This window comes from Streptomyces sp. URMC 127 (assembly GCF_051386535.1).
Taxonomy (GTDB): domain Bacteria; phylum Actinomycetota; class Actinomycetes; order Streptomycetales; family Streptomycetaceae; genus Streptomyces.
This window is the reverse complement of sequence record NZ_JBPQTW010000106.1, coordinates 1-23392: the sequence shown is the minus strand read 5'-3', so window position 1 is coordinate 23392 and position 23392 is coordinate 1. Positions and strand designations below refer to the sequence as shown.

At 74.8% G+C, this 23392-nt stretch carries 19 protein-coding genes and 1 riboswitch; of the genes, 13 read left to right on the top strand and 6 right to left on the bottom strand.

All coding sequences use genetic code 11. The features are described 5' to 3' along the window. Window positions 1-233: 233 nt before the first annotated feature. Complete coding sequence (locus ACSNOH_RS20860) at window positions 234-989, top strand: DUF4239 domain-containing protein (protein ID WP_436722911.1); 756 nt, start codon at window positions 234-236, stop codon at window positions 987-989. A gap of 28 nt (window positions 990-1017) precedes the next feature. Here the strand turns inward: ACSNOH_RS20860 and ACSNOH_RS20855 are convergent, their stop codons facing one another. Then, window positions 1018-2307, bottom strand: a complete 1290-nt coding sequence (locus ACSNOH_RS20855; protein ID WP_436722910.1) for a cytochrome P450 — start codon at window positions 2305-2307, stop codon at window positions 1018-1020. 96 nt (window positions 2308-2403) lie between these two features. Between ACSNOH_RS20855 and egtA the strand changes: the two genes are divergently transcribed. The 6 genes from egtA to ACSNOH_RS20825 all read left to right on the top strand — a co-directional run bounded on the left by egtA (window position 2404) and on the right by ACSNOH_RS20825 (window position 7499). After that, window positions 2404-3702 carry an ergothioneine biosynthesis glutamate--cysteine ligase EgtA gene (gene egtA / locus ACSNOH_RS20850; protein ID WP_436722909.1) on the top strand — a complete coding sequence of 433 codons (1299 nt, stop codon included), beginning with the start codon at window positions 2404-2406 and terminating at the stop codon, window positions 3700-3702. After that, window positions 3699-5024, top strand: a complete 1326-nt coding sequence (gene egtB, locus ACSNOH_RS20845) for an ergothioneine biosynthesis protein EgtB (protein ID WP_436722908.1) — start codon at window positions 3699-3701, stop codon at window positions 5022-5024. Before egtA ends, egtB begins: the two co-directional genes overlap by 4 nt. Beyond that, entirely contained in the window at window positions 5024-5779 is a 756-nt protein-coding gene (gene egtC / locus ACSNOH_RS20840; RefSeq protein ID WP_436722907.1) for an ergothioneine biosynthesis protein EgtC, read from the top strand. Before egtB ends, egtC begins: the two co-directional genes overlap by 1 nt. After that, a complete protein-coding gene (gene egtD, locus ACSNOH_RS20835; RefSeq protein ID WP_436722906.1) occupies window positions 5776-6774 on the top strand; it encodes an L-histidine N(alpha)-methyltransferase in 999 nt (332 codons plus the stop codon). The genes egtC and egtD overlap by 4 nt, the downstream gene beginning before the upstream one ends. Window positions 6775-6898: 124 nt before the next feature. After that, window positions 6899-7171 (top strand): hypothetical protein, encoded by a 273-nt coding sequence (locus tag ACSNOH_RS20830; protein WP_436722905.1) that lies wholly within the window; start codon window positions 6899-6901, stop codon window positions 7169-7171. Between the two features lie 112 nt (window positions 7172-7283). Next, entirely contained in the window at window positions 7284-7499 is a 216-nt protein-coding gene (locus tag ACSNOH_RS20825; protein ID WP_436722904.1) for a dodecin, read from the top strand. Window positions 7500-7505: 6 nt separating this feature from the next. Here the strand turns inward: ACSNOH_RS20825 and ACSNOH_RS20820 are convergent, their stop codons facing one another. Next, window positions 7506-8828 (bottom strand): NAD(P)/FAD-dependent oxidoreductase, encoded by a 1323-nt coding sequence (locus ACSNOH_RS20820; RefSeq protein WP_436722903.1) that lies wholly within the window; start codon window positions 8826-8828, stop codon window positions 7506-7508. A gap of 277 nt (window positions 8829-9105) precedes the next feature. Between ACSNOH_RS20820 and ACSNOH_RS20815 the strand changes: the two genes are divergently transcribed. Beyond that, the gene (locus ACSNOH_RS20815) at window positions 9106-9810 is read left to right on the top strand and encodes a PAS domain-containing protein (protein WP_436722902.1); all 705 of its coding nucleotides are present in this window, start codon (window positions 9106-9108) and stop codon (window positions 9808-9810) included. On the opposite strand, the gene ACSNOH_RS20810 is transcribed toward ACSNOH_RS20815, so the two are convergent. Next, window positions 9741-10541 (bottom strand): (2Fe-2S)-binding protein, encoded by an 801-nt coding sequence (locus tag ACSNOH_RS20810; protein ID WP_436722901.1) that lies wholly within the window; start codon window positions 10539-10541, stop codon window positions 9741-9743. The genes ACSNOH_RS20815 and ACSNOH_RS20810 overlap by 70 nt on opposite strands. Before the next feature lie 77 nt (window positions 10542-10618). Here ACSNOH_RS20810 and ACSNOH_RS20805 point away from each other — a divergent pair, with 77 nt between their 5' ends. The 3 genes from ACSNOH_RS20805 (at window position 10619) to ACSNOH_RS20795 (ending at window position 15402) form a co-directional block, all read left to right on the top strand. Further along, window positions 10619-13006, top strand: a complete 2388-nt coding sequence (locus ACSNOH_RS20805) for an ABC transporter (RefSeq protein ID WP_436722900.1) — start codon at window positions 10619-10621, stop codon at window positions 13004-13006. A 203-nt stretch (window positions 13007-13209) separates the two neighbouring features. Continuing rightward, window positions 13210-14367: an FAD-dependent monooxygenase gene (locus tag ACSNOH_RS20800; protein ID WP_436722899.1), complete on the top strand. Its 1158-nt coding sequence runs from the start codon at window positions 13210-13212 to the stop codon at window positions 14365-14367. A gap of 171 nt (window positions 14368-14538) precedes the next feature. Then, entirely contained in the window at window positions 14539-15402 is an 864-nt protein-coding gene (locus tag ACSNOH_RS20795; RefSeq protein WP_436722898.1) for an Fpg/Nei family DNA glycosylase, read from the top strand. A 118-nt stretch (window positions 15403-15520) separates the two neighbouring features. On the opposite strand, the gene ACSNOH_RS20790 is transcribed toward ACSNOH_RS20795, so the two are convergent. Beyond that, window positions 15521-16963: an amino acid permease gene (locus tag ACSNOH_RS20790; RefSeq protein ID WP_436722897.1), complete on the bottom strand. Its 1443-nt coding sequence runs from the start codon at window positions 16961-16963 to the stop codon at window positions 15521-15523. Between the two features lie 99 nt (window positions 16964-17062). Next, on the bottom strand, window positions 17063-19399 hold the full coding sequence (locus ACSNOH_RS20785) for a GH92 family glycosyl hydrolase (protein ID WP_436722896.1): 2337 nt from the start codon (window positions 19397-19399) through the stop codon (window positions 17063-17065). Window positions 19400-19832: 433 nt separating this feature from the next. Here ACSNOH_RS20785 and ACSNOH_RS20780 point away from each other — a divergent pair, with 433 nt between their 5' ends. Then, window positions 19833-21050 (top strand): MFS transporter, encoded by a 1218-nt coding sequence (locus ACSNOH_RS20780; RefSeq protein WP_436722895.1) that lies wholly within the window; start codon window positions 19833-19835, stop codon window positions 21048-21050. Between the two features lie 246 nt (window positions 21051-21296). Continuing rightward, window positions 21297-21821 carry a GNAT family N-acetyltransferase gene (locus ACSNOH_RS20775; RefSeq protein ID WP_436722912.1) on the top strand — a complete coding sequence of 175 codons (525 nt, stop codon included), beginning with the start codon at window positions 21297-21299 and terminating at the stop codon, window positions 21819-21821. A gap of 99 nt (window positions 21822-21920) precedes the next feature. Here ACSNOH_RS20775 and ACSNOH_RS20770 read toward each other — a convergent pair whose 3' ends face one another. Then, window positions 21921-23033, bottom strand: a complete 1113-nt coding sequence (locus ACSNOH_RS20770) for a HoxN/HupN/NixA family nickel/cobalt transporter (RefSeq protein ID WP_436722894.1) — start codon at window positions 23031-23033, stop codon at window positions 21921-21923. Window positions 23034-23063: 30 nt separating this feature from the next. Then, a riboswitch (cobalamin riboswitch) is annotated at window positions 23064-23285 on the bottom strand. Between the last annotated feature and the right edge of the window lie 107 nt (window positions 23286-23392).

Genomic DNA, 23392 nt, shown 5'->3' with positions numbered 1-23392 from the left:
CCGGCAGAGCGCCGCGCCGCCGCCCGAGGGCGGCGCGTCGCTGGTCACGCTCACGCTGGTGCTGACCGCTCCGGCCGTGCTCGCCGCCGCCATGCTGCGGCCGCGCGGAGGCGGCGGTAGCGGGCGCCGCGGCTGACGCCCGTACGCCCCACCCGGCCGCCGGCCCTTCGCACACCCCCGCCCGTACCTGCACCCTCGCCCGTACCCGCACTCTCGTCTTACGGAGGTTCCCCTTGTCCGAGTGGCTGGTCCTGGTCCTCGCCATGGCCGCGGCATGCGCGGTCGTGCTGACCATCACCGTGCTCAGGGAGCGCAGGCTCGGCGATGACGACGACCCGAGCGAGACGCCCGACGTCATCGAGTACATGACGATGATGGTCGGCGTCGTCTACGCCATCGTGCTGGGCCTGGCCATCGCCGGCGTCTGGGAGGCCCGCAACAGCGCCCAGGACGTGGTCCGGGCCGAGGCGCAGGCGCTGCACGAGGTCAGCGAGCGGGTGCAGGCGTACGCCCCCGCGGCGCGCGACCGCGCCCGCGAGGACGTCGACGCGTACGTGAGCTACGTGGTGCACAAGGAGTGGCCCGTCATGCTCAAGCGCGGCGAGCTCACCGACCGCGGGACGATGCTGCTGGACAAGGTGCGCGAGGACCTCACCTCGTACGAGCCGCGCAACGACCACGAGGGCCAGTCCTACCAGCCGCTGCTGGACCAGGTCGGCGCCGCGGACGCGGCGCGCAACACGCGCGCGCAGAACGCGGGCGACACGATGCCGGGCGTGGTGTGGTTCGGGCTGGTCGCGGGCGCGATGGTGGCCGTGGGGCTGATCTTCACGCTGCAGATCCGGCGTTCTCCGCGCGAGCTGCTCCTGGCCGGTCTCTACAGCGCCCTGATCGCCTTCCTGCTCTTCCTCATCTGGGACTTCAACTCGCCGTTCGGTCACGAGGTGGCCGACGCCACGGGTCCGTTCACGGACCTGTTCGCCGTGTGAGCCGCGCCTCCCCTGCCCCGGACGGCCCTCACCACCTCACCGGCAGGTGCTTGAGGCCGTTCTGGAAGTTCGACGTCAGCCGCACCGCCTCACCCGCCCGCTCCAGGCCGGGCAGCCGCTCCAGGACCACCCGCAGCAGGGCCCGCATCTGGGCGCGGGCGAGGTGGGCGCCCATGCAGAAGTGCGGGCCGTGGCCGAAGCTGACGTGGTCGTTGGGGCTGCGGGTGACGTCGAAGCGGTCCGGATCGGGGAAGACGCGCTCGTCGCGGTTGGCGGACGGGTGGAAGACGGCGACCTTCTCGCCGCGCCGGATGAGCTGCCCGCCGAGCTCGGTGTCGCGGGCGGCGGTGCGCCGGAAGTGCACGACCGGCGACCAGTAGCGCAGCATCTCCTCCACGGCCGGGGGCACCAGCTCCGGCCGGGAGCGCAGGAGCGCGAACTGGCCGGGGTGGTCGAGGAGGGCGAGCATCCCCCCGGGCAGGGCGTTGCGCGGGGCCTCGCTCCCGGCGACCGCGAAGAGGAAGAACATCATCTCGAACTCGCCGCCGGTCAGGCCTCCTTCGCGCATCAGCGCCAGCACGCTGCCGGGCGCGGGCCGCTGGGCCAGGGCGTGGGCGTAGTGGAACATGTCGGCCAGCGCCTCGCGCGAACGCGGGTTGACCGGATGCCCGTCGGGCCGTGCGCGCGGCGCGGGGCGGCGGGCGAGGGCCTCGCGCCCCATGGGCGTGAGCCCTTCGGGGGCGGCGGTGTCCGACAGGGCGTAGTCCGTGTCCTGGTAGCCGATGATCCGGTTCGCCCAGTCGTAGATCAGCGGGCCGTCCTCCAGCGGCACGCCCAGGACGTGGGCGAGGGTCCGCACGGGCAGGTCGGCGGTGAGCGCCACGAAGTCCGCCTCGCCGCGGGCGGCGAGGCCGCCGACCAGCGCACGGGCCCGCGAGTCGATCACGGCCTCCAGTTCGCGCACGGCGCGCGGCGTGAGCGACGCGGCGACGATCCGGCGCAGCCTGCTGTGGCCGGGCGGGTCCTGGTTGAGCATGGTGGCCCGTACGAAGCGCAGGTCGGCCTCGGTGTCGGGGTCGCGCAGCTGGGTGGCCCCCAGGTGCGAGGAGAAGGTCTCCGGGCTGCGCAGGACGTGCTTGACGTCGGCGTGCCGGAAGACCCCCCAGAAGCCGGGGCCCGGCGGCCAGGGCCCGACGGCCGGTTCGCCGATCCGGCACACGGGGCTCTTCTCCCGCAGCTCCCGGAAGCGCGCGTACGGCACGCCGCGGGCGTAGGTGGTTGGCAGGAAGACGTCGTCGGTCACCTGTTCTGCGGTCACGCGGGGACGGTAGACCCTCCTCTGGCGGGCGGGTCAAGGGCTCGCCACAATATGTGGGGTGACCATCGGCCGGAACGGCGGACGGAGGTACGGAAAGTGACCGACTTGAGGTCCGGCGGTGCGGGTCCGCCCCGCGTCGTCGACGAGGCCGAAGCGGAAGCCCTGGTCCGCGGGATCTGTTTCAAGACGGGCCCGCCGCGGTTCCTCGGCGTCGAACTGGAATGGCTCGTCCACGACCTGCAGGATCCTTCCCGTCCCGTCTCCCCCCGCCGCCTGGCAGCGGCAGCCGGCCGGCTGCAGGCCCTGCCGCTGCGGTCCCTGATCACCGTCGAGCCCGGCGGCCAGCTGGAGTTCAGCTCCCGGCCCGCGGAGTCCCTCACCGCCTGTGTGGAGGAGGTCTCCGCCGATCTGGCCGCGGCCCGCCCCGCGCTCCGCTCCCTCGGCCTCTCCCTCGCCGGCTACGGCCAGGACCCCTGGCATCCCCCGCGCCGCGTCCTCACCACGCCCCGCTACCGCGCGATGGAGGACTTCCACGACCACTGGGGCGGCGCCGGGCGCACCGTGATGACGAAGACCGCCTCGGTGCAGGTGTGCGTCGACGCCGGGCACGAGGAGCCCGGGCCGCTCGGCTTCGGGCGGCGCTGGCGGCTGGCCCACCTGCTGGGCGCGGTCCTCGTCGCCGCGTTCGCCAACTCCCCGCTGGCGGGGGGCCGTCCCACCGGCTGGCGCTCCACCCGGCAGGCCTGCTACGAGCGGATGGACCCCAGCCGCACGACGGCGCCGCCCGAAGGCCTCGACCCGCGCGCGGCGTGGGCGGCGTACGCTCTGGACGCGCGGATCATGTGCGTACGGTCCGGGCACGGCCCGTGGGAGCCGCCGTGGGGGCTGGACCTGCGCGGCTGGGCCCGTACGGCACGGCCCCGGCCGGCCACCGACGACGACGTGGCCTACCACCTGACCACGCTGTTCCCCCCGGTGCGGCCCCGGGGCCACCTGGAGCTGCGCATGATCGACGCCCAGCCGGGCGAGGACGGCTGGGTGGTGCCGCTGGCGGTCACGGCCGCCCTCTTCGACGATCCCGTGGCCGCCGAGACGGCCTACCGGACCGTCAAGGCCCTGGCCGACACGGCGGGCCCGGAGCCCGCGCCCCGCAACGCCCTGTGGCGCAACGCCGCCCGCCACGGCCTCGCCGACCCCGAACTGCGCTCCGCCGCCGTCGCCTGCTTCGCCGCCGCCCGCGAGGCCCTGCCCCGGCTCGGCGCGCCGCAGCGCGTGCTGGCGGCCGTCGACACCTTCACCGCGCGGTACGTGGACCGGGGCCGGTGTCCCGCCGACGACCTCCTGGAGGGGCCCGGCACCGGGCCGTCCCGGGAGAGCAAGGAGAGCACCGCATGACCGCCCCCGGTCCGGACCCCGAGGTCCTGCGCCGGCGCGCCACGGACGCCCTGCTCCGCGCCCGTGCGCGCACCCGGCTCCTCACCGGCTGCGTCGACGACCGCGACCTGACCGCGCAGCACTCGCCCCTGATGTCCCCGCTCGTGTGGGACCTGGCGCACATCGGCAACCAGGAGGAGCAGTGGCTGCTGCGCGCCGTGGGCGGGCACGAGGCGCTGCGCCCCGAGCTGGACCCGCTGTACGACGCGTTCCGGCATCCGAGAGCCGCGCGGCCGGCGCTGCCGCTGCTGCGGCCCGCCGAGGCCCGCGGCTACGTCGCGGACGTGCGCGGCCGGGTGCTGGACGTCCTGGAGGCCGTCCCGTTCGAGGGCCGGCCGCTGGTCGAGTCCGGCTTCGCGTTCGGCATGATCGCCCAGCACGAGCAGCAGCACGACGAGACGATGCTGATCACCCATCAGCTGCGGCGGGGGGCGCCCGCGCTCGGCGCCCCCGATCCGCCGGCCGCCGCGCCGGACGCGGCCCGCCTGCCGTCCGAGGCGCTGGTCGAGGGCGGCCCGTTCACGATGGGCACCTCGGCGGAGCCGTGGGCGCTGGACAACGAGCGGCCCGCCCACCACCGCTTCGTGCCGTCGTTCTTCATCGACACGCTGCCGGTGAGCAACGGCGCCTACCTGCGCTTCATCGAGGACGGCGGCTACGGCGACGCGCGCTGGTGGCATCCGGAGGGCTGGCGGCAGGTCCGCGCGCACAAGCTGGCGGCCCCGCTGTTCTGGCGGCGCTCGGGCTCGCGGTGGCTGCGGCGGCGCTTCGGCACCGTCGAGCCCGTGCCGCTCGACGAGCCGGTCCTGCACGTCAGCTGGTACGAGGCCGCCGCGTACGCCGCGTGGGCGGGCCGGCGGCTGCCGACCGAGGCCGAGTGGGAGAAGGCCGCCCGCCACGATCCCGGCACGGGCCGGTCCCTGCGCTACCCGTGGGGCGACGCCGACCCCGGGCCCGGGCACGCCAACCTCGGCCAGCGGCACCTGCGGCCGGCGCCGGTGGGGGCGTATCCGGCGGGCGCCTCGCCGCTGGGCGTCCGGCAGCTGATCGGGGACGTGTGGGAGTGGACGTCCAGCGACTTCCTGCCCTACCCGGGATTCCGGGCCTTCCCCTACCGGGAGTACTCGGAGGTCTTCTTCGGCAGCGCGCACAAGGTGCTGCGCGGCGGGTCCTTCGCCGTCGACCCGGTCGCCTGCCGGGGCACGTTCCGCAACTGGGACCTCCCGGTCCGCCGGCAGATCTTCGCCGGGTTCCGCACCGCACGCGACGCCGAGCCCGCCTGATGTGCCGTCACATCGCGGTCGTGGGGCCGCCGGAGACCATCGGTGCGAGCGTCGCCGACCCGCCGCACTCCCTCGTGCGCCAGTCCTGGGCGCCGCGCCGGCAGCGGCACGGCACGGTCAACGCGGACGGCTTCGGCGTCGGCTGGTACGCGGACGGCGACCCGGTGCCCGCCCGCTACCGGCGCGCCGGGCCCGTCTGGGCCGACCTGTCCTTCGCCGACCTCGCCCGCGTCGTGCGCACCCGCGCCCTCCTCGCGGCCGTACGGGACGCCACCGGCCCGGGCGCCGACGGCGAGGCAGCCGCCGCGCCGTTCGCCGCGGGCCCCTGGCTGTTCAGCCACAACGGGGCGGTCGCCGGCTGGCCCGGCACCGCGGCTCCCCTCGCCGCGCTGCTGCCCGCCGAGGCGCTGCTGCGGCTCGCCGCCCGCTGCGACGCGGCCTTCGTGTGGGCCCTCGTCGAGCACCGGCTGCGCGGCGGCGACCCGCCCGGCGGCGCCCTGGCCGACACGGTCGCCGAGCTCGCCGAGGCCGCGCCCGGCTCGCGGCTCAACCTGCTGCTCACGGACGGCACGTCCATCGCCGCCACCGCCTGGGGCGACACGCTCTGGTACCTGGCGGACCCGGCCGGCCGCACCGCGGTCGCCTCCGAGCCCTACGACGACGACCCCCGCTGGACCGAGGTCCCCGACCGCACCCTGCTCACCGCGACCCGCACCGCCGTCACCCTGACACCGCTCAAGGAGCCCCGCCCGTGAGCCCGTTCGCCCTGACCCGCACCTTCCCCGCCGAAGCGACCGCGGCCGCCCTGCGCGCCGACGTCGCCACGGGCCTGACCCGTACCCCCAAGGAGCTCCCGCCGAAGTGGTTCTACGACGCGCGCGGCAGCGAGCTGTTCGACGAGATCACCCGGCTGCCCGACTACTACCCCACGCGCGCCGAGCGCGAGATCATCGTCGCCCGCGCGGACGAGATCGCGGCGGCCACCGGGGCCCGTACGCTCGTGGAGCTCGGCTCCGGCTCCTCCGACAAGACCCGCCACCTCCTCGGCGCCCTGACCGCCCGGAACTCTCTCGGCCACTACGTGCCCGTCGACGTCAGCGAGAGCGCCCTGACCGGCGCGGCCGAGGGGCTGCTCGCCGGCTTCCCGGGGCTCTCGGTGCACGCCCTCGTCGCCGACTTCCAGTACGGCCTGCGCCTGCCGCCCGCGCCCGGGCCGCGCCTGCTCGCCTTCCTCGGCGGCACCATCGGCAACCTCCGCCCGAAGGAACGATCCGCCTTCTTCGCCGCCGTGCGCGCCGAGTTGTCCCCCGGCGACGCCCTGCTGCTCGGCACGGACCTGGTCAAGGACGAGCGGACGCTGGTGCGGGCCTACGACGACGCGGCGGGCGTGACCGCCGCCTTCAACAAGAACGTCCTCACCGTCATCAACCGCGAGCTGGAGGCCGACTTCGACCCGGACGACTTCGACCACGTCGCCCTGTGGGACGCGCGGGAGGAGTGGATCGAGATGCGGCTGCGGGCCCGCGGCGCCCTCGTCGCGAAGATCCCCGCGCTCGACCTCGCCGTCCACTTCGCCGCCGGGGAGGAACTGCTCACGGAGGTCTCCGCCAAGTTCCGCGAGGCGGGAGTACGGGCCGAGCTCGCGGCGGCCGGCCTGGAGACCACGCACTGGTGGACGGACGGGGAGGGGCGGTTCGCACTGTCGCTGTCGGTGCCGGTGGCGGTGCCGGTGCGGGAGCGCGCCGGTTAGCCCCGCCGGGTGAGGGGTGCTCAGGCGGGGCGCCGGCCGGTGACGGTGGTGCCGTAGCGGACGGCTGGGTGTCCCGGCGCGGCGGCGCGGGTAGCCTGCGGGCCGGAGACGAGGAGGTGCCGCTATGGCCGACGAGGAAGCCGAAGAGAAAGTGGCCGGTCCCGGAGCGAAGGAAGCGGAGGCGCCCACCGCCCCGTGCGGGTCGCTGGAGCTCACCGACCACGACGGGGTCCTGGCCCTGCGCCTGTCCGGCGGGGACGTGATCCCCGCCGCCGTTCCCGTCCTGGACGAGTCCGGGAAGCTCCTGGCCGTCTACACGGCGGGCCCGCCCGTCCCGCCCGCGGCCGGGCCCGCGCCCGACGTCCTCCAGGAACGCACGGTGGTCAAGCTGCGGTGAGCCCGGGCGCACGCGCTCGCCTCGCGCGGGGGCGCGGGGTGCGCCACGGTGGTGGTGACCGCACCGCTTCGGTGGTGACCGCACCGCTTCCCCCGCACCTGGAGCAGCGCCCATGACGCACCACACCTACCGCGTGACCGAGATCGTCGGTTCCTCCCCGGACGGCGTCGACCAGGCCGTCCGCAACGGCCTCGCCCGCGCCTCGCAGACCCTGCGCAACCTCGACTGGTTCGAGGTCACCCAGATCAGGGGCCACCTGGTGGACGGCGCGATCGGGCACTACCAGGTGGGACTGAAGGTCGGCTTCCGCCTGGAGGACGGGGACTGACGGGCCCTACGCCTCCCAGCCGGGCGTGCGGGCCACCTCCGGGGTCTCCGTGTCCAGGGGGACGGAGCCGGAGCGGACGATGCCCAGTTGCACGCCCTGGCGGGGCAGGACCGCGTCCAGGAGCCAGTCGGCGGCCACGCGGACACGGTTGCCGGGCATGGCGGCCAGGTGGTAGCCGCGGGTGACGGCGGCGGCCAGCGGGCCGGACAGCGGGACGTGCAGCGGGTCGGCCGCGGCCTGGACGCCGCCGAGGTCGACGGTGAAGCCCAGGTCGCGGTGGCGGTACGGGCGGCGCTCGCCGCGGCCGAAGGAGGCGGCGATGTTGCGGGCGGCGGTCCGGCCCTGCCGCTGGGCGTGCTGGGCGGTCATCGGGGTGTACTCGCCGGGCCGCGTGAGGTCGGGCACGGCCGCGGCGTCGCCGCAGGCGAGGACCTCCGGCCGGCCGGGGACGGCCAGGTACTCGTCCACGCACAGCCGCCCGCGCTCCGTGGGCAGGCCGAGGGCGGCGACGAGCGGGTCCGGGCGGACCCCCACGCACCAGACGAGGGAGCGGGTCGGGACGAACGAGCCGTTGTCCAGGTGCACGCCTTCGCGGGTGGCCTCCTTGACGGACGTGCGCGGGAGGACCTCCACGCCGCGGCGGCGGAGCACGCGGTCCGCGGTGCGCGAGAGGCGCTCGTCCAGCTCGGGGAGGATCCGCGGGGCCAGGTCGAGCAGCAGCCAGCGGGGGCGGGCGCCCGCCGCGCGCAGGGCCGCGTTGCGCCGCACGAGGGAATCGGTGAAGAGCGCCCCGTGCGCGGCCACTTCGGTGCCGGTGTAGCCCGCGCCGACGACCACGAACGTCAGCCGGGCGGCGGCCTCGTCCGCGGAGGCCGCGGCGGCGGCCAGTTCGGTCTGGCGTACGACGTGGTCGCGCAGGTAGAGCGCCTCGGGCAGGCCGCGGAAGCCGTGGGCGCGCTCGGCGACGCCGGGCACGGGCAGCAGCTTGTTGACGCTGCCCACGGTCAGCAGGAGCCGGTCGTAGCGCAGGGAGCCGCGGTCGCCCTCGGGGCCCGCGTACTCGACGCGCCGCCCGTCGAGGTCGATCGCGTCCACCTGCCCGAGGACCAGCCGCACGCGCGGCAGCGTGCCCATCAGGGACACCGTCACCCTGCGCGGTTCGAGGACGCCGGCCGCGACCTCGGGCAGGAGCGGCAGGTAGAGGAAGTGGTCGTGCGGGTTGACGAGCACGATCTCGGCGGCGCCGCGCGCCGTGCGGGACAGCTCTCGGGCGGCCTGGTAGCCGGCGAATCCGGCTCCGACGATGACGATCCGGGCTCGGCTGGTCACTCCCGCCTCCTGGGTTCCGGTTGCGTGGGTTCTCCGGGGGTCCGCGTTCTCCGGTTGTCCGCCGGGCAGCGCTCCAAACGGGGCCGGCCGGGTGCCGTGGCCCGGAAGCACCGGACCGGCCCGGCCGCACCCGGCTGCAAGTCGCCTATTCCGGTCGTATACAGAACTGCACGATTGTGCAGTGGTTCGCGGCGTGACGCTCCCGGGCGCGGCCCGCCGGGCAAGCACTGGACAGGCCCTTGGACGGGCACGGGACGAGCGAGGGGCCGGGCATACCGTGGTGAGCGACGAATACATCAGCTGGCGCAATCATTTCCTGCTGCTCCTCGACCGCATCCCGACCCCGATCGCGGTCTGCCGGCCGGACGGCGAGGTCACGGTCGCGAACCCGGCCATGGCCGCCGAGTGGGGCACGTCCCCGGGCCGGCTGCGCGGCCGGAACCTGCACGAGCTGTTCCGGCCCCGCCTGCCGGGCCGGCTCGACCGGCACATCGAGGCGCTGCGGCTCGGCCGCCGGCCGCGTCACCCGATCGAGGTGCGCTGGATGGCGGGCGCGGGCGGCGTCGAACGGGAGGGCGAGCTGCTCGTGGACCCGGTCGGCGACGGCTTCCCGCCGAGCCCGATGCTGCTCGCGGTGCTCCGGGTACGGGCCGCCGCGGCCGAGACGATCCCCCGCCCGGCGGAGCCGGTCGCCGAGGTCAGCGTCGTGGAGGGGCACATCCTGGCGCTGGCGGCCGCGGGGGCGACGACGGCGGCCATCGGCAAGGCGGTCGGGCTGACGGTGGACGGGGTGAACTACCACCTGACCCGGCTCACCCGGCGCTGGCGCGTGCCCAACCGGACGGCGCTGGTGGCCAAGGCGTACGTCCTCGGAGTGCTGTCGACGCGGGAGTGGCCGCCCGCCGCGTTCCCTCAGCGCACCCGCGGCGGCGCGTGCCGCAGCACGCAGTCTCCGCACGTCCCGCCGGGCGGCACGCGGTAGTAGAGGCAGCAGGTGCTGCGCACGAACGACGGCGCGGCGTCCGGCGGGCCGTCCGTGGCGAGGGTGCCGGTGCCGCGCAGGACCGGGTCGGCGAGGACGGCGCGGGTGAGGGCGGTCGCACGGGCGGCGTCCTGCGGCCGGCCCTGTTCGCGGCACCAGGCGTGCAGCACCCGCAGGGAGCCGGCGAGCGAGGAGGCGGCGTTGCCCCACAGGAGGCGGCCGGAGACCGCGACGACCTCGCGCGTGGTGCGGTGCAGCTCCGCCAGCGGGCCGTGCAGAACGTGCTCGCGGATCAGCCCGGCGAGCGCACTGTCCGCGAACCCGCTGCCCGCAACCCCACTGGCCGTGACCCCGCCGCCCACGACCCCACCGTCCGCGGCGTGCTGCGGGGCTCCGGGCCGCGGAAAGGCCTCGGGCCGCGGGAGCCACAGGTCCTCCGGCGCGGTGCGGGCCGGGTGCCAGCGCAGCCGCTCACCGGCGAGGCAGGGCACCTCTCCGGTGAGCACGGCCGAGCCCAGGGCGACCGACAGGAGCCGCCCCGCGATGCCCTGGTAGGCGACGGACGCGGCCACGCGCCGGTCCTGCGTGCCCAGCCGCTCCGCGACGGTCTCCACGCGGGCCCGCACGATCCGCCCGTCGAGCAGCGGCCCGTATTCCGCGGCGCCCGCGGGCGCCCCTCCGGTCCGCAGGGCGAAGAACGGTCCCACGGACGCGAGTTCGGTCAGGCGCATGGAGTGATGATCCCATTCCGCGGTGCGGGGACATACACTCGGCTCCGAGCCCCACCACGCGCCCCCGGAGTCCCCCCATGCACGACCCCTACGTCCGGGTCCGCGGTGCCCGCGAGCACAACCTCAAGGCCGTCGACGTCGACATCCCCCGCGACGCGCTCGTCGTCTTCGCCGGGGTCTCCGGCTCCGGCAAGAGCAGCCTCGCCTTCGGCACCGTCTACGCCGAGGCCCAGCGCCGCTACTTCGAGTCCGTCGCCCCGTACGCGCGCCGGCTGATCCACCAGGTCGGCGCGCCGAAGGTCGAGGAGATCACCGGCCTGCCGCCGGCCGTCGCGCTGGAGCAGCGCCGCTCCGCGCCCACCTCGCGCTCCTCCGTCGGCACGGTCACCACGCTGTCGAACTCCCTGCGCATGCTCTTCTCCCGCGCGGGCGACTACCCCGCGGGCGCCGGGCGCCTGGATTCCGACGCGTTCTCGCCGAACACCGCCGCCGGCGCCTGCCCGGAGTGCCACGGCCTCGGCGTGGTGCACCGGGTCACCGAGGAGTCGCTCGTCCCCGACCCCTCGCTGTCGATCCGCGAGGGCGCGATCGCCGCCTGGCCGGGCGCCTGGCAGGGGAAGAACCTCCGGGACATCCTCGACGCCCTCGGCCACGACGTCGACCGGCCCTGGCGGGAGCTGCCGCAGGCCGACCGCGACTGGATCCTCTTCACCGACGAGCAGCCGGTCGTCACCGTCCATCCCGTGCGGGACGCCGAGCGCATCCAGCGCCCGTACCGGGGCACGTACATGAGCGCCCGCCGCTACGTCCTGCACACCGTCGCCGACTCCAAGAGCGCCGCGCTGCGCGCCCGCGCCGAGCGGCACCTGGTCAGCGCCGCCTGCCCGGCCTGCGGCGGCAGGCGGCTGCGCCCGGAGGCGCTCGCCGTCACCTTCGCGGGGCGGGACATCGCCGCGCTCGCCGCCCTGCCGCTGTCCGTCCTCGCGGAGACGCTCCGCCCCGCCTGCGACGGCGACGGCGCCGCGGCGACCCTCGCCCGGGACCTCGTCGCCCGCATCGAGGTCCTCACCGAGCTCGGGCTCGGCTACCTCGCCACGGACCGGCCCACCCCGACCCTCTCCGCGGGCGAGCTGCAGCGGCTGCGGCTCGCGACCCAGCTGCGCTCGGGCCTCTTCGGCGTCGTGTACGTGCTGGACGAGCCCTCCGCGGGCCTGCACCCCGCCGACAGCGCGGCGCTCCTGACCGTCCTCGACCGGCTCAAGGGCGCGGGCAACTCCCTCTTCCTCGTCGAGCACCACATGGACGTCGTGCGCCGCGCCGACTGGATCGTCGAGGTCGGCCCGGGGGCCGGGGAGCACGGCGGGCAGGTCCTCTACAGCGGCCCGGTCGGCGGCCTCGCCGGCGTCGCGGAATCCGCGACCCGCCGCTTCGTCTTCTCCGAGGAGCCCCCCGCGCCCCGCACGCCCCGCACGCCCTCCGGTGCGGTGCGGCTGCGCGGCGTCACCCGGCACAACCTGCGCGGCCTCGACGCCGAGTTCCCGCTCGGTGTGTTCACCGCGGTCACGGGCGTGTCCGGCTCCGGCAAGTCCACGCTCGTCGGGCAGGTCCTCGCCGGCGCCGTCGCCGCCCACCTGGAGGGCGGCGCACCGGAGTTCCCGGCCGAGGGGCTGACCGCCGTCGACCGCCTGGTGCGCGTCGACCAGAAGCCGATCGGGCGCACGCCGCGCTCCAACCTCGCCACGTACACGGGCCTCTTCGACGCCGTGCGCAAGGTCTTCGCCGCGACGGACGGCGCCCGCGAGCGCGGGTACACCGCGGGCCGGTTCTCCTTCAACGTCGCCGGCGGCCGCTGCGAGGCCTGCCAGGGCGAGGGTTTCGTGGCCGTCGAGCTGCTCTTCCTGCCCGGTTCGTACGCCCCGTGCGAGGCGTGCGGCGGAGCGCGCTACAACGCGGAGACGCTGGAGATCACCTACCGGGGCGCGAACATCGCCGAGGTCCTCGGCATGACCGTCGACGCCGCCGCGGAGTTCCTCGCCGGCGTGCCCGCCGCGCGCCGCGGCCTGCGCACCCTCCAGGACGTCGGCCTCGGCTACCTGCGCCTGGGACAGCCCGCCACCGAGCTCTCCGGCGGCGAGGCGCAGCGCATCAAGCTCGCCACGGAGCTCCAGCGCACCCACCGCGGCCACACCCTCTACGTCCTGGACGAGCCCACCACCGGACTGCACCCGGCCGACACGGAACTGCTCATGCGCCAGTTGCACGGCCTGGTCGACGCCGGCAACATGGTCGTCGTGGTGGAGCACGACATGACGGTCGCCGCGGGTGCGGACCACGTCCTGGACCTGGGGCCCGGCGGCGGCGACGCGGGCGGCCGCGTGGTGGCGGCCGGGGCGCCGCGCGAAGTGGCCGGGGCGGCCGGGAGCGTGACGGCGCGCTATCTGGCGCAGGCCCTGGGAGACCTCTGATCGGCGGATCCGCGCGCCGCGGAAGGCCTGGCGGGCCGACCGCGTACGGCGTGAAGGCGCCCGCCGGCGACGGCTGCTGATCCCGCGTCCCGAGGTGCCCCGAGGCATCCCGAGAAGCGACAGCGGACAGGCCGCCTCCGCCCGCAGCGCAGCGCCCCACGCCCTCTGGACGCGCCCGCCCCCTCCCCCGTTACGCTCGGAGCATGACCCACGCCCTGGTCATCGGCGGCGGCATCGCCGGGCCCGTCACCGCGATGGCGCTGCGGCGCGCCGGCATCGACGCGACCGTCCACGAGGCGCATCCGACCGGCGCGGACCACCTCGGGGCGTTCCTCGTCCTCTTCGCCAACGGCCTGGCGGCGCTGCGCGCCGTCGGCGCCGACGAGCCGGTCCTCGCGTGTTCCTTCCCGGCGGACACCGTGGAGTTCCTCGGCCCCACGGGTGCACGGCTCGGCGCGCGGCCCCTGACGGGCGCGGGCGGCGACGGCCTGAGCCCGCGCACCCTGCAGCGGGCCGCCCTCTACCGGGCGCTGCGCGACGAGGCCGTCCGCCGGGGCGTCCGCGTCGCGTACGGCAAGCGCCTCGTGGACGCGACGACCGGCCCGGACGGCGTCGTGGCGTACTTCGCGGACGGCACCCGCGCGGAGGGCGACGTGCTCATCGGCGCCGACGGCATCCACTCCCGCACGCGCACCCTCCTCGACCCGGCGGCGCCCCCGCCGCGCCACACCGGCCAGCTCACGGTCTGCGGCCGCACCCGGGAGGCGGGCCACGCCGTCCCGGAGCGCACGTACCGGATGGTGTACGGGCAGCGCGCCTTCTTCGGCTGCACGCGCGCGCCCGACGGCACCACGTACTGGTTCGCGAACATCCCCGCGCCCGAACAGCCCCGCGCCGCTCTCGCCGCGATCCGCCCCGCCGGCTGGCGGGAGCGCGTCCTGGAGGCCTTCGCCGGGGACCGCACGCCCGTCACCGGGCTCGTCGCCGCCACCGGGGACGCCGTCGTCGGTGTGAACGCCTACGACATCCCCACGCTCCCCGTCTGGCACGGCGAGCGCGCGGTCCTCGTCGGCGACGCCGTGCACGCCACCGCGCCCAACGCCGCGCAGGGCGCATCAATGGCCATCGAGGACGGCGTCGTCCTCGCCCGCTGCCTGCGCGACCTGCCCGGACCGGCGGAGGCCTTCGCGGCGTACGAACGGCTGCGGCGCGAGCGCGTGGAGCGCGTGGTGGCGCTGAGCGCGACCATGGCGGGGCGGATCGCCGGCCCGCCAGGCGAGCGGCGGACCCCCGCGAGCTCCGACGGCGCCGACGACTGGCTGACGTCGTACCGCGTCGAATGGGACGCCCCCGTCGGCTGACCGCACCCGCGCTCACGTCCGCGGGCCGGCCGGACGGCGGCATGTACGGTACCGCCGGAGCGCGCCGTCGTGGCCGGTCGCCGCCGCGGCGGAAGAACGCGGCTGCCCCGCGCGCCACCCCGGTTGCGTGCGCCCGCTTGCCGAAGGCGGTGGCCGCGGCAGACTGGAGCCATGCCGGAGCTGCCGGAGGTCGAGGCCCTCGCCGGATTCCTCACCGGGCACCTCGTCGGCCGTACGGTCGAGCGCGTGCTGCCCGTGGCCGTGAGCGTCCTCAAGACCTACGACCCGCCGCTCACGGCCCTGGAGGGCCGCGAGGTGACCGGCGTGCGCCGCCACGGCAAGTTCCTGGCCCTCTCCACCGGCGGCGGCCCGCACCTCGTCGTCCACCTGGCCCGCGCGGGCTGGCTGCGCTGGCAGGAGACCCTGCCCGGCACCCCGCCGCGGCCCGGCAAGGGCCCGCTCGCGCTGCGGGTGCGGCTCGCCGGGGGCGGCGGCTTCGACCTCACGGAGGCGGGCACCCAGAAGCGGCTGGCCGCCTACTGCGTGCACGACGTCTCCGACGTGCCGGGCGTCGCCCGGCTCGGCCCCGACCCGCTCTCCCCGGACTTCACCCTCGACGCCTTCGCGGCGCTGCTGCGCGGGGAGCGGCGGCAGCTCAAGGGCGTCCTGCGCGACCAGGCCGTCATCGCCGGCATCGGCAACGCCTACTCGGACGAGATCCTGCACGCGGCCCGCATGTCCCCCTTCAAGCTCGCGGCGAGCCTGACGGAGGACGAGACGGCCGCCCTGTACGGGGCGCTGCGCACGGTGCTGCACGAGGCGGTGGAGCGGGCGCGGGGGCACGCCGCGGGCGAGCTGAAGGCGGAGAAGAAGAGCGGGCTGCGGGTGCACGGCCGCACGGGGCAGCCGTGCCCGGTGTGCGGCGACACCGTGCGCGAGGTGTCCTTCAGCGACTCGTCGCTGCAGTACTGCCCGACGTGCCAGACGGGCGGCAAGCCGCTCGCCGACCGGCGTCTTTCCCGTCTGCTGAAGTAACGCTTACGGAAGGCAGCATTCCGCCGTGTGACGGTGTGCCGCAGGCACACTTCTTCCGCCGCCGCGGCGAGCAAGCACGACGCAACCGGCCCGGCGGTGCCGCACCTCCCCCGGCCCATTAATCCCGCGGAATCCCCCGCGCATCCGCGTGCCGCAGCTCCGAGTGCTTGTACGAGTAGGCGAAGTACACCACCAGCCCCACCGCGAACCACACCGCGAACCGTACCCACGTCTGCCACGCGAGGTACGTGATCAGCCAGATCGACGCCGCGACCCCGACCCCCGGCACCACGGGCACCCACGGGCAGCGGAAGGAGCGCGGCAGCTCCGGCCGGCGGTAGCGGAGCACGATCACCGCCGTGCACACGACCGCGAAGGCCAGCAGGATGCCGATGTTGGTCAGCTCCGCGGCCTCCCCGATGGGGACGAGGCCCGCGATGGCCGCCGACGCCGCCCCCACGATCCAGGTCACGCGCGTGGGCACGTGCCGCGTCGGGTGCGTCTTCGCGAACCACTTCGGCAGCAGGCCGTCCCGGCTCATGGCGAACCAGACCCGGGTCACGCCCAGCATGAAGGTGAACATGACGGTGAGGATGCCGATGATCGCGCCCACCGCGATGACGTCCGCGATCCCGCCGAGCCCCACGGACTTGAAGGCGGTGGAGAAGCCGCTGGCCTTGTCGATGTCCTTGTAGTTCTGCATGCCGGTCAGCACCAGGCAGGCCAGCACGTACAGCACCATCGAGATCGCCAGCGAGTACAGGATCGCCCGCGGCATGTGGCGCTGTGCGTCCCGGGACTCCTCGGCGGCCGTGGACATCGCGTCGTAGCCGAAGACCGCGAAGAAGACCGTGGCCGCGCCCGTGAACGCGCCGCTGACGCCGAAGGGGAAGAAGGGGGTGTAGTTGCCCGAGTTGATGTGGAAGAACCCCACGGAGATCACCAGCAGCACCACGACGACCTTCAGGACCACGACCACGGTCTCGAAGCGGGCCGCGCTCCTGATGCCCATGTTCAGCAGCCAGGCGATCAGCAGGCACAGCAGCGCCGCGAACAGGTCCACGCGGTGCCCCGTGCCGGTGCCCGGCGCGCCGAGCATCCACGCCGGCAGCTCGGCGTGCGCCTCGCCGAGCAGGAAGTTGATGTACCCGGAGATGCCGATGGCCACCACGGAGACGATCGCCGTGTATTCGAGCAGCAGGTCCCAGCCGATGAACCAGCCGGCGATCTCGCCGAGGACCGCGTAGCCGTACGTGTACGCCGACCCGGCCCGCGGGATCAGGCCGGCGAACTCCGCGTACGAGAACGCGGCCGCCGCGCTCGCGACGCCCGCGATGAGGAAGGAGACGAGCACGGCCGGCCCGGCGACGCCGTTGGCGATGGTGCCCGCGAGGCTGAAGATGCCCGCGCCGATGATGCCGCCGACCCCGATCGCCGTGAGCTGCCACAGGCCCAGGGCCCGGGACAGGTGCTCGCCGTGCGCCTCGGCCTCCTCCGCCTCCTCGATCGTCTCGATCGGCTTGCGGCGCAGAACGCCCTGTCCCGTCCGGAGCCCGGCCATGTCATGTCCTCTCGTCGGCGCTGACGGCGGATCATCGCGGTCATCATGGACCGCGGGGGGCGGCGACGGAAGGCGCCGCCCCGCGCCGGCGGGCAGGGTTCAGCCGATGGCGGGTGCCACGGCGGCGGCTTGCGTGCCCCACTCCGAGGGGGCGTCGCCGACCGTGAAGTCCAGCCTGCCGCCGTCCGTGATCTGCCGCGAGGTCACATACGTCCGGCCGTAGCGCTCGCCGTCGAGCCGCACCGACTGCACGTAGCGGTCGCGGTCCGAGGTGCCGGGGGCGGTCACGGTGAACCGGCCGCCGCCGAGGTCGACGTCGACCCGGTCGAACACCGGTGTGCTGAGCCCCCACACGTCCGCACCGGGCTGCACGGGGAACACACCGATGGCGGAGAGCACCATCCACGCGGACATCGTGCCCAGGTCGTCGTTGCCGGTCATGCCGGTCGGCCCGTCGGTGAAGAGGGTGAGCGCGGCGTGCACCACGTCCGTCGTCTTCCAGGGCTGCCCGGTCGACAGGTAGGTGTACGGGGCGATCAGGTCGGGCTCGTTCTGCGGGTTGTACTTGTCGGCGTTGTAGTAGTCGTACGGGCCGTGGACCCACACCTCGCGGGCCGTGCGCGCGGGGTCGCGCACCAGCCGGTCGTAGGCGAAGAAGGAGTCGAGCCGGGTGTTCGCCCGCGCCTTGCCGCCGATGAGGTCCACCATCCCCGGCAGGTCCTGCGGCACGAGCCACTGGTACTGCCACGCGGTGCCCTCGTGGAAGCAGATGCTCTTCGCCGGGTCGGCCGGGCCGGTGAACGCGCCGTCGGCGCCGCGGGCCCGGAAGAAGCCCGTCTGCGGGTCGAAGACGTTGCGGTAGTTCCGGGAGCGGGCCGCGTACCGCTCGGCGTCCGCGCGGTGGCCCAGCGACCGGGCCATCTTCGCGAGCATGCCGTCGGCCAGCGCGTACTCCAGCGTCGCCGAACCGCCCTGGTGCAGGTCGGAGTCGCCCGGCTTGTCCTTGGGCCGGGAGGGCGTGCAGGGCACGTAACCGTCCTTGAGGTAACGGTCGTTGCCGTTGCGGCCGACGTACGGGGAGTCCTTGGCCGGCACGCCGTCGGCGTTCCGCTTCAGCGCCCGGTACGCCTCCTCCTCGTGGCCCTTGAGCAGCCCGTGCTGGTAGGCGTTGGTGAGGAAGGGGGTCACCGGGTCGCCGGTCATGATGTTCGTCTCGACCGTGCCGTAGCCCCACTTGGGCAGCCAGCCGCCGTCCGCCTCCACCCGCAGCACCGACAGCGCCATGTCCCGCGACTCCTCCGGCGCGAGCAGCGCGAGCAGCTGCGCCTGGGTGCGGTAGGTGTCCCACAGCGACCAGTTCTGGTAGTAGGTGAAGCCGCGGGCGCGGTGGACGCGCTGGTCCCAGCCGGTGTAGCGGCCGTCGGCGTCGCTGCCCGTGTTCGGCGCCAGGAAGGCGCGGTAGAGCGAGGAGTAGAAGGTGCGGCGCAGCGCCTCCGGGCCGCCCTGGACGCGCACGGCTCCCAGGCGGCGCTCCCACGCGTCGCGCGCGGCGCGGGCCGTGCGGTCGAATCCGTCGTCTCCGTCGTCCTCCGCGCGCAGGTTGCCGGCCGCGCCGGCCGCGTCGACGTAGCTGACGGCGGTGGTGGCCTCGACGGTGCGGTCGCGGGTGGTGTCGAAGCGCACCCAGGCGCCGTTGCGGCCGGCCGAGACGGACTTCCGGGTGCCCTCGGAGACCTGGTCGCCGTTCCAGGTGCCGAAGGCGGTGAAGGGCCGGTCGAAGCGCGTGATCGTGTACACCGTGTACGGGCGGGTGTCCTGGCAGAAGCCGCGGCCGGTGATGGCGGAGCGGACGGTCCGGGAGTCGAGGACCTCGACGGTCGTCGAGACCGTGCGGTGCAGCGACTGCCCGGTGTTGAGCAGGACGTTGGCCTTGCCGGTGGCGGGGAAGGTGTAGCGCTGGTGGCCGGTGCGGCGGCCCGCGGTGAGCTCGGCGGTGATGCCGCCGTAGGAGGAGAGGCGGACCCGGTAGTAGCCGGGGCGGGCGGTCTCGTCGCGGTGGCTGAACTGTGCCGCGTAACGGGCGTTGTCGGTCTGCTGCACGTCGCCCGTGGTGGGCAGCACGGGCAGGTCGCCGCCGATCCGGCAGCCCACGCCGGACAGGTGCACGGTGCTGAAGCCGCGGATGCGGTCGTGCTTGTAGTCGTAGCCCGTGCTGTGGCCGGTGTCGGGGGAGAGCTGCACCATGCCGAACGGCACGGCGGCGCCGGGGAAGGTGTTCCCCTCGTTCTGGGTGCCGATGAAGGGGTTCACCAGGCCGGTGAGCCCGCCGGCCGCCGCGGCCGGAGCGGGGGCGGTGAGCGAGATCCCGCCCGCTGCCGCCGCCAGTGCGAGTGCGGCCGCGCCGGTGCGCGAGCGCAGGTGTCCGGTCCATCTCATCGTCCACGCCCCTCGGGTGACGCCACGCAGGATGCCGACATCGTTGTCAGCGCCGAGGGTAGCGAGTGGTTGACGTGCTGTCATGATGCCCCGCGCGGCAGGTGTGGCGACGGACGCCCCCGGCGGCACGGGACCGGTGCGGCTCGTGCGTCAGCCGTGCGTCCCGAGGGCGCGGTTCCGGCGCAGCGGCGCCGGGCCGCGCGGGCTTCGCCGAGCCCCGTGTGTGCGGGCGGCCCCGGGGGCTCCTCCACGGCCCCGGCCCGGACAAACCGCCGCAGCCGCACCGCCGCGCGCGGCCCGGGCGCATTCCGCCACGGTCCCTTGACGGCTCACGTGTTACGTATAACGATCATCGGGTGACCCCACCCACGAGAGCGTCAGCACCGACCAGGGCCCTGCGGCCGGAGCCTTCGGCGGACGGGGAGGACTCCCCGTGAGCTACGCGGACCTGCTGCGCGGCCCCCATGTGACCCGGCTGCTGCTGGGCACGCTCGTCGGGCGGCTGCCGAGCGCGATGGCCGCCGTCGCCGTCCCGCTGGCACTCCGTCAGGCGGGGGCGTCCTACGGCTTCGTGGGCGTGGCCGTCGGGGCGTTCGCGGTCGCCTCCGCCGTCGGCGGGCCGCTGCTGGGCAGGCTCGTCGACCGGGTGGGCCAGCCGCGCGTCCTGCTGCCGACGGCCCTCGTGGCGGCCGTGGGGTTCGTCGTCGTGGCCGTCGCGCCCGGCAGCACGGCGGCCGTCCTGGGCGGGGTCGTGCTCGCCGGCGCCGCGACCCCTCCCCTGGAGCCCTGCCTGCGGGCCCTGTGGCCCGACATCGTCGCGCCCGGACGGCTGGAGTCGGCGTACGCGCTGGATTCCGCTTCCCAGGAACTGGTCTTCGTCGGCGGGCCTCTGGTGGTCGCCGGCGGCGTGGCGGTCGCCTCGCCCGCGGCGGCGCTGTGGGCGGGGGCGCTCCTGGGCATCGCCGGCGTGCTCGTTGTCGCCACGGCTCCGCCCGCCCGCGCCTGGAAGGCGCCCGCCCGGCCAGCCGACTGGCTGGGGCCGCTGCGCAGCCGCGGTCTGGTCGTCCTCATCACGGGCCTCACGGGCGTGGGCATCGCCATCGGCACGCTCAATGTCCTCGTGGTCTCCTACGCGGAGGGGCACCGGCTGCCCGGTGGCGCTCCGACGCTGCTCGCGCTCAACGCCCTCGGCGCGCTCACCGGCGGGCTGGCCTACGGGGCGGTGCGGCACTGGCGGGTGGCGCCACCGCGCCGGACGCTGCTGATGATGCTCGGCCTGACGGCGGGGTACGGGCTGCTGTGCCTGCTGCCCGCCCCGCCGTACATGGCCTGCCTGATGCTCTTCACCGGCCTGTTCCTCGCGCCCGTCCTCACGATCGTGTTCGTACTGGTGGGCGACCTCGCGCCGGCGGGCACGGTCACCGAGGCGTTCGCCTGGCTGGTGACGCTCATGACCGCGGGCGTGGCACTCGGCTCGGCCGTCACCGGCACGGTCCTGGAACAGGCCGGCGCGACGTGGGCCGCGTCCTGCGGCGTCCTGGGACTCGCGGCGGGCACGCTGGTGATCCTGGCGGGGCAGGCGCAGCTGGTGCCGGCACCAGCGGGGAAGGAATCCGAAGCAGTGGAGGAAGCGGCCACCAGGACAGCGTGACCACGGCCCGCCCCGCCCGAAAGCCCGCGACCGCGGCCCCGCCGGCCTCGCCGGACGGCGGTTCGTTCACCCACTGCTGGGCCGCGGCGAGGTCGGTCGGACGGGCTCCGTCAAGCCGTTCGCCGGCTGCCCGAAGGGCCGTACCGGGAAGATGGCGACGCCCCGCTCCTCGACGTGCTGGACCTCCACTGCGCCGCCCGGGCATTCCTCTGACGAGACCACGAAAACAGGAGAGACGTGTTCGCCATGCGACCGGCCACGGCCGCCGACATCCCCGCCGTGGAAACCATGATCCTCGCCCGCTCGGCATGGCTGGAGGACCGGGGCCTGCCGAGCTGGCGGAAGAGCGCCGCCGACCTCGCCGGTCAGTCCGCGAACCCCGGCGGCGACGTATGGGTCCTCGCCGATGACGACGCCGGGAGGATCATCGGCTTCATCGCCGTGCAGGATCAGACGCCACCATGGGGCTGGACGGACAGGGAACTGGCCGAGCCGGCGCACTACCTGTACTCCAGCGTCACTGATCCCGCATACCGCCAGTACAAGCCCGGAACGGCCATGGGCCTGTGGGCCGTGGACCGCGCCGCCGCCGTGGGCAAGACCTGGGTCCGCCGCGGCTGCAACTTCTCCGAGCTGGTCGCCTACAACGAAAGCCAGGGCTTCAAGCTCGTCCACGAAGTCCGGCGCACCAACTCCCGCGTCTACCTCATGGCCCGCAACGCCGAGCCCGTCAAGGACCTTCACGAGCGCTTCGCCGTTCTCCCTGGTTGATGCGAGGCCCAGTCTCCCCGCTGTGTGCGGAGGAGACGGGGCCGGACCGTGTCGTGACCGGACCCCGTCGGTCCTCGTCCTCCGGGCGGAAGCCGGTCTTCAGCTCTCGGCCGGTGCCGCCGTGCGCGCCGCCCAGCGCTGTTCGACCTTGCCGAAGCGCCAGTAGCCGAGGGCGGCCGCCCAGACCACGACGAAGAGGCCGACGATGACGAAGCCGACGTTGTCGAGGTTCAGGCCGGCGATCCAGCCGGTCACCGCGTCGTCCAGGCCCAGCTTCTCGTGCAGGACGCCGACGAGTTCGATGGTGCCGATGAGGAAGGCGACGGCGATGGACAGGCCGGTGATGGTGAGGTTGTAGTAGACCTTGCGGACGGGGTTGGAGAACGCCCACTGGTAGGCGAAGTTCATGAACGTGCCGTCGAGGGTGTCGAAGAGGCTCATGCCCGCGGCGAACAGCAGCGGCAGGCACACGATCGCGTACCAGGGCAGGCCCGCGGCGGCGCCGCTGCCCGCCATGACCATCAGCGTGACCTCGGTGGCCGTGTCGAAGCCGAGGCCGAAGAGGAAGCCCAGCGGGTACATCTGCCCCGGCCGGGTGATCGAGCGGGTGAAGCGGCCGAGGATGCGGTTCATGAAGCCCCGCGAGTCCAGGTGCGCTTCCAGCTCGGCCTCGTCGTAGCGACCCTCGCGCATCGCGCGGAAGATCCGCAGGATGCCGGCGAGGGCGACGAGGTTGAGCGCGGCGATGAGGTAGAGGAAGCCGCCGGAGACCGTGGTGCCGACGACGCCGAGCGTCTGGTGGGCCGTGGACTCCTCGTCCATCAGCTTCCCGGCGAGCTGCGTGCCGCCGGCCACCAGGGCGGCCGTCGCCACGACGACGCTGGAGTGGCCGAGGGCGAACCAGAAGCCGACGGAGACCGGGCGCTTGCCGTCGGCCATCAGCTTGCGGGTGGTGTTGTCGATGGCGGCGATGTGGTCGGCGTCGAAGGCGTGCCGCATGCCGAGGGTGTAGGCGGTGATGCCGAGGCCGACACCGTAGACCTTGGAGCCGACGGTGTAGTGGTTCGGGACGACGAGCAGGTAGAGCACGCCGAACGCGACGACGTGCAGCGCGGCGATGACGGCCAGCAGGCCGGCGGTCCGCACGGTGTCCTGGCGGCGCCAGCGGAAGGCGGGCGCGGTGGCGCCGGGGGAATCGGTGGGTCGGGACATAAGGGTTGAACGCTCCAGCACCTCGTGGACCATCTGTGAGATGCCGTGGCCGGTCTCCTGGCTTACGGGTCCCTGCGCGCCCGTCCCCGCCTTCCCGGCAGCCGGCTGCGGCCAGTGGCTTCCGCGCGCCCGTGGGGCCGGCGCGCGGATCGGGACGGTCACTCCCCGATCACAGTGGCGAGGGCCGCTCCGGACTGGGACCTGGACGGTCCGTCACCGGTCTTCCCGAACACCACGGCCGGGTCACTTTAGCGCCCGGGGGAGGCTGAAGCGAAGCCTCTGCAACTGCGAAGAGTTTGCAGCCGCCCACGATGGCAGCGCCCCCGCCCCGGTCACCCCCTCCGCGAGCCGTCCAGCGC

Coding starts and splice junctions, on each gene's coding strand:
- egtB (WP_436722908.1), top strand. CDS start 3,699: ATGACCGCCCCCGGTCCGGACCCCGAGGTCCTGCGCCGGCGCGCCACG.
- egtC (WP_436722907.1), top strand. CDS start 5,024: ATGTGCCGTCACATCGCGGTCGTGGGGCCGCCGGAGACCATCGGTGCG.
- ACSNOH_RS20830 (WP_436722905.1), top strand. CDS start 6,899: ATGGCCGACGAGGAAGCCGAAGAGAAAGTGGCCGGTCCCGGAGCGAAG.
- ACSNOH_RS20825 (WP_436722904.1), top strand. CDS start 7,284: ATGACGCACCACACCTACCGCGTGACCGAGATCGTCGGTTCCTCCCCG.
- ACSNOH_RS20810 (WP_436722901.1), bottom strand. CDS start 10,541: ATGCGCCTGACCGAACTCGCGTCCGTGGGACCGTTCTTCGCCCTGCGG.
- ACSNOH_RS20805 (WP_436722900.1), top strand. CDS start 10,619: ATGCACGACCCCTACGTCCGGGTCCGCGGTGCCCGCGAGCACAACCTC.
- ACSNOH_RS20800 (WP_436722899.1), top strand. CDS start 13,210: ATGACCCACGCCCTGGTCATCGGCGGCGGCATCGCCGGGCCCGTCACC.
- ACSNOH_RS20795 (WP_436722898.1), top strand. CDS start 14,539: ATGCCGGAGCTGCCGGAGGTCGAGGCCCTCGCCGGATTCCTCACCGGG.
- ACSNOH_RS20790 (WP_436722897.1), bottom strand. CDS start 16,963: ATGGCCGGGCTCCGGACGGGACAGGGCGTTCTGCGCCGCAAGCCGATC.
- ACSNOH_RS20785 (WP_436722896.1), bottom strand. CDS start 19,399: ATGAGATGGACCGGACACCTGCGCTCGCGCACCGGCGCGGCCGCACTC.
- ACSNOH_RS20775 (WP_436722912.1), top strand. CDS start 21,297: ATGCGACCGGCCACGGCCGCCGACATCCCCGCCGTGGAAACCATGATC.
- ACSNOH_RS20770 (WP_436722894.1), bottom strand. CDS start 23,033: ATGTCCCGACCCACCGATTCCCCCGGCGCCACCGCGCCCGCCTTCCGC.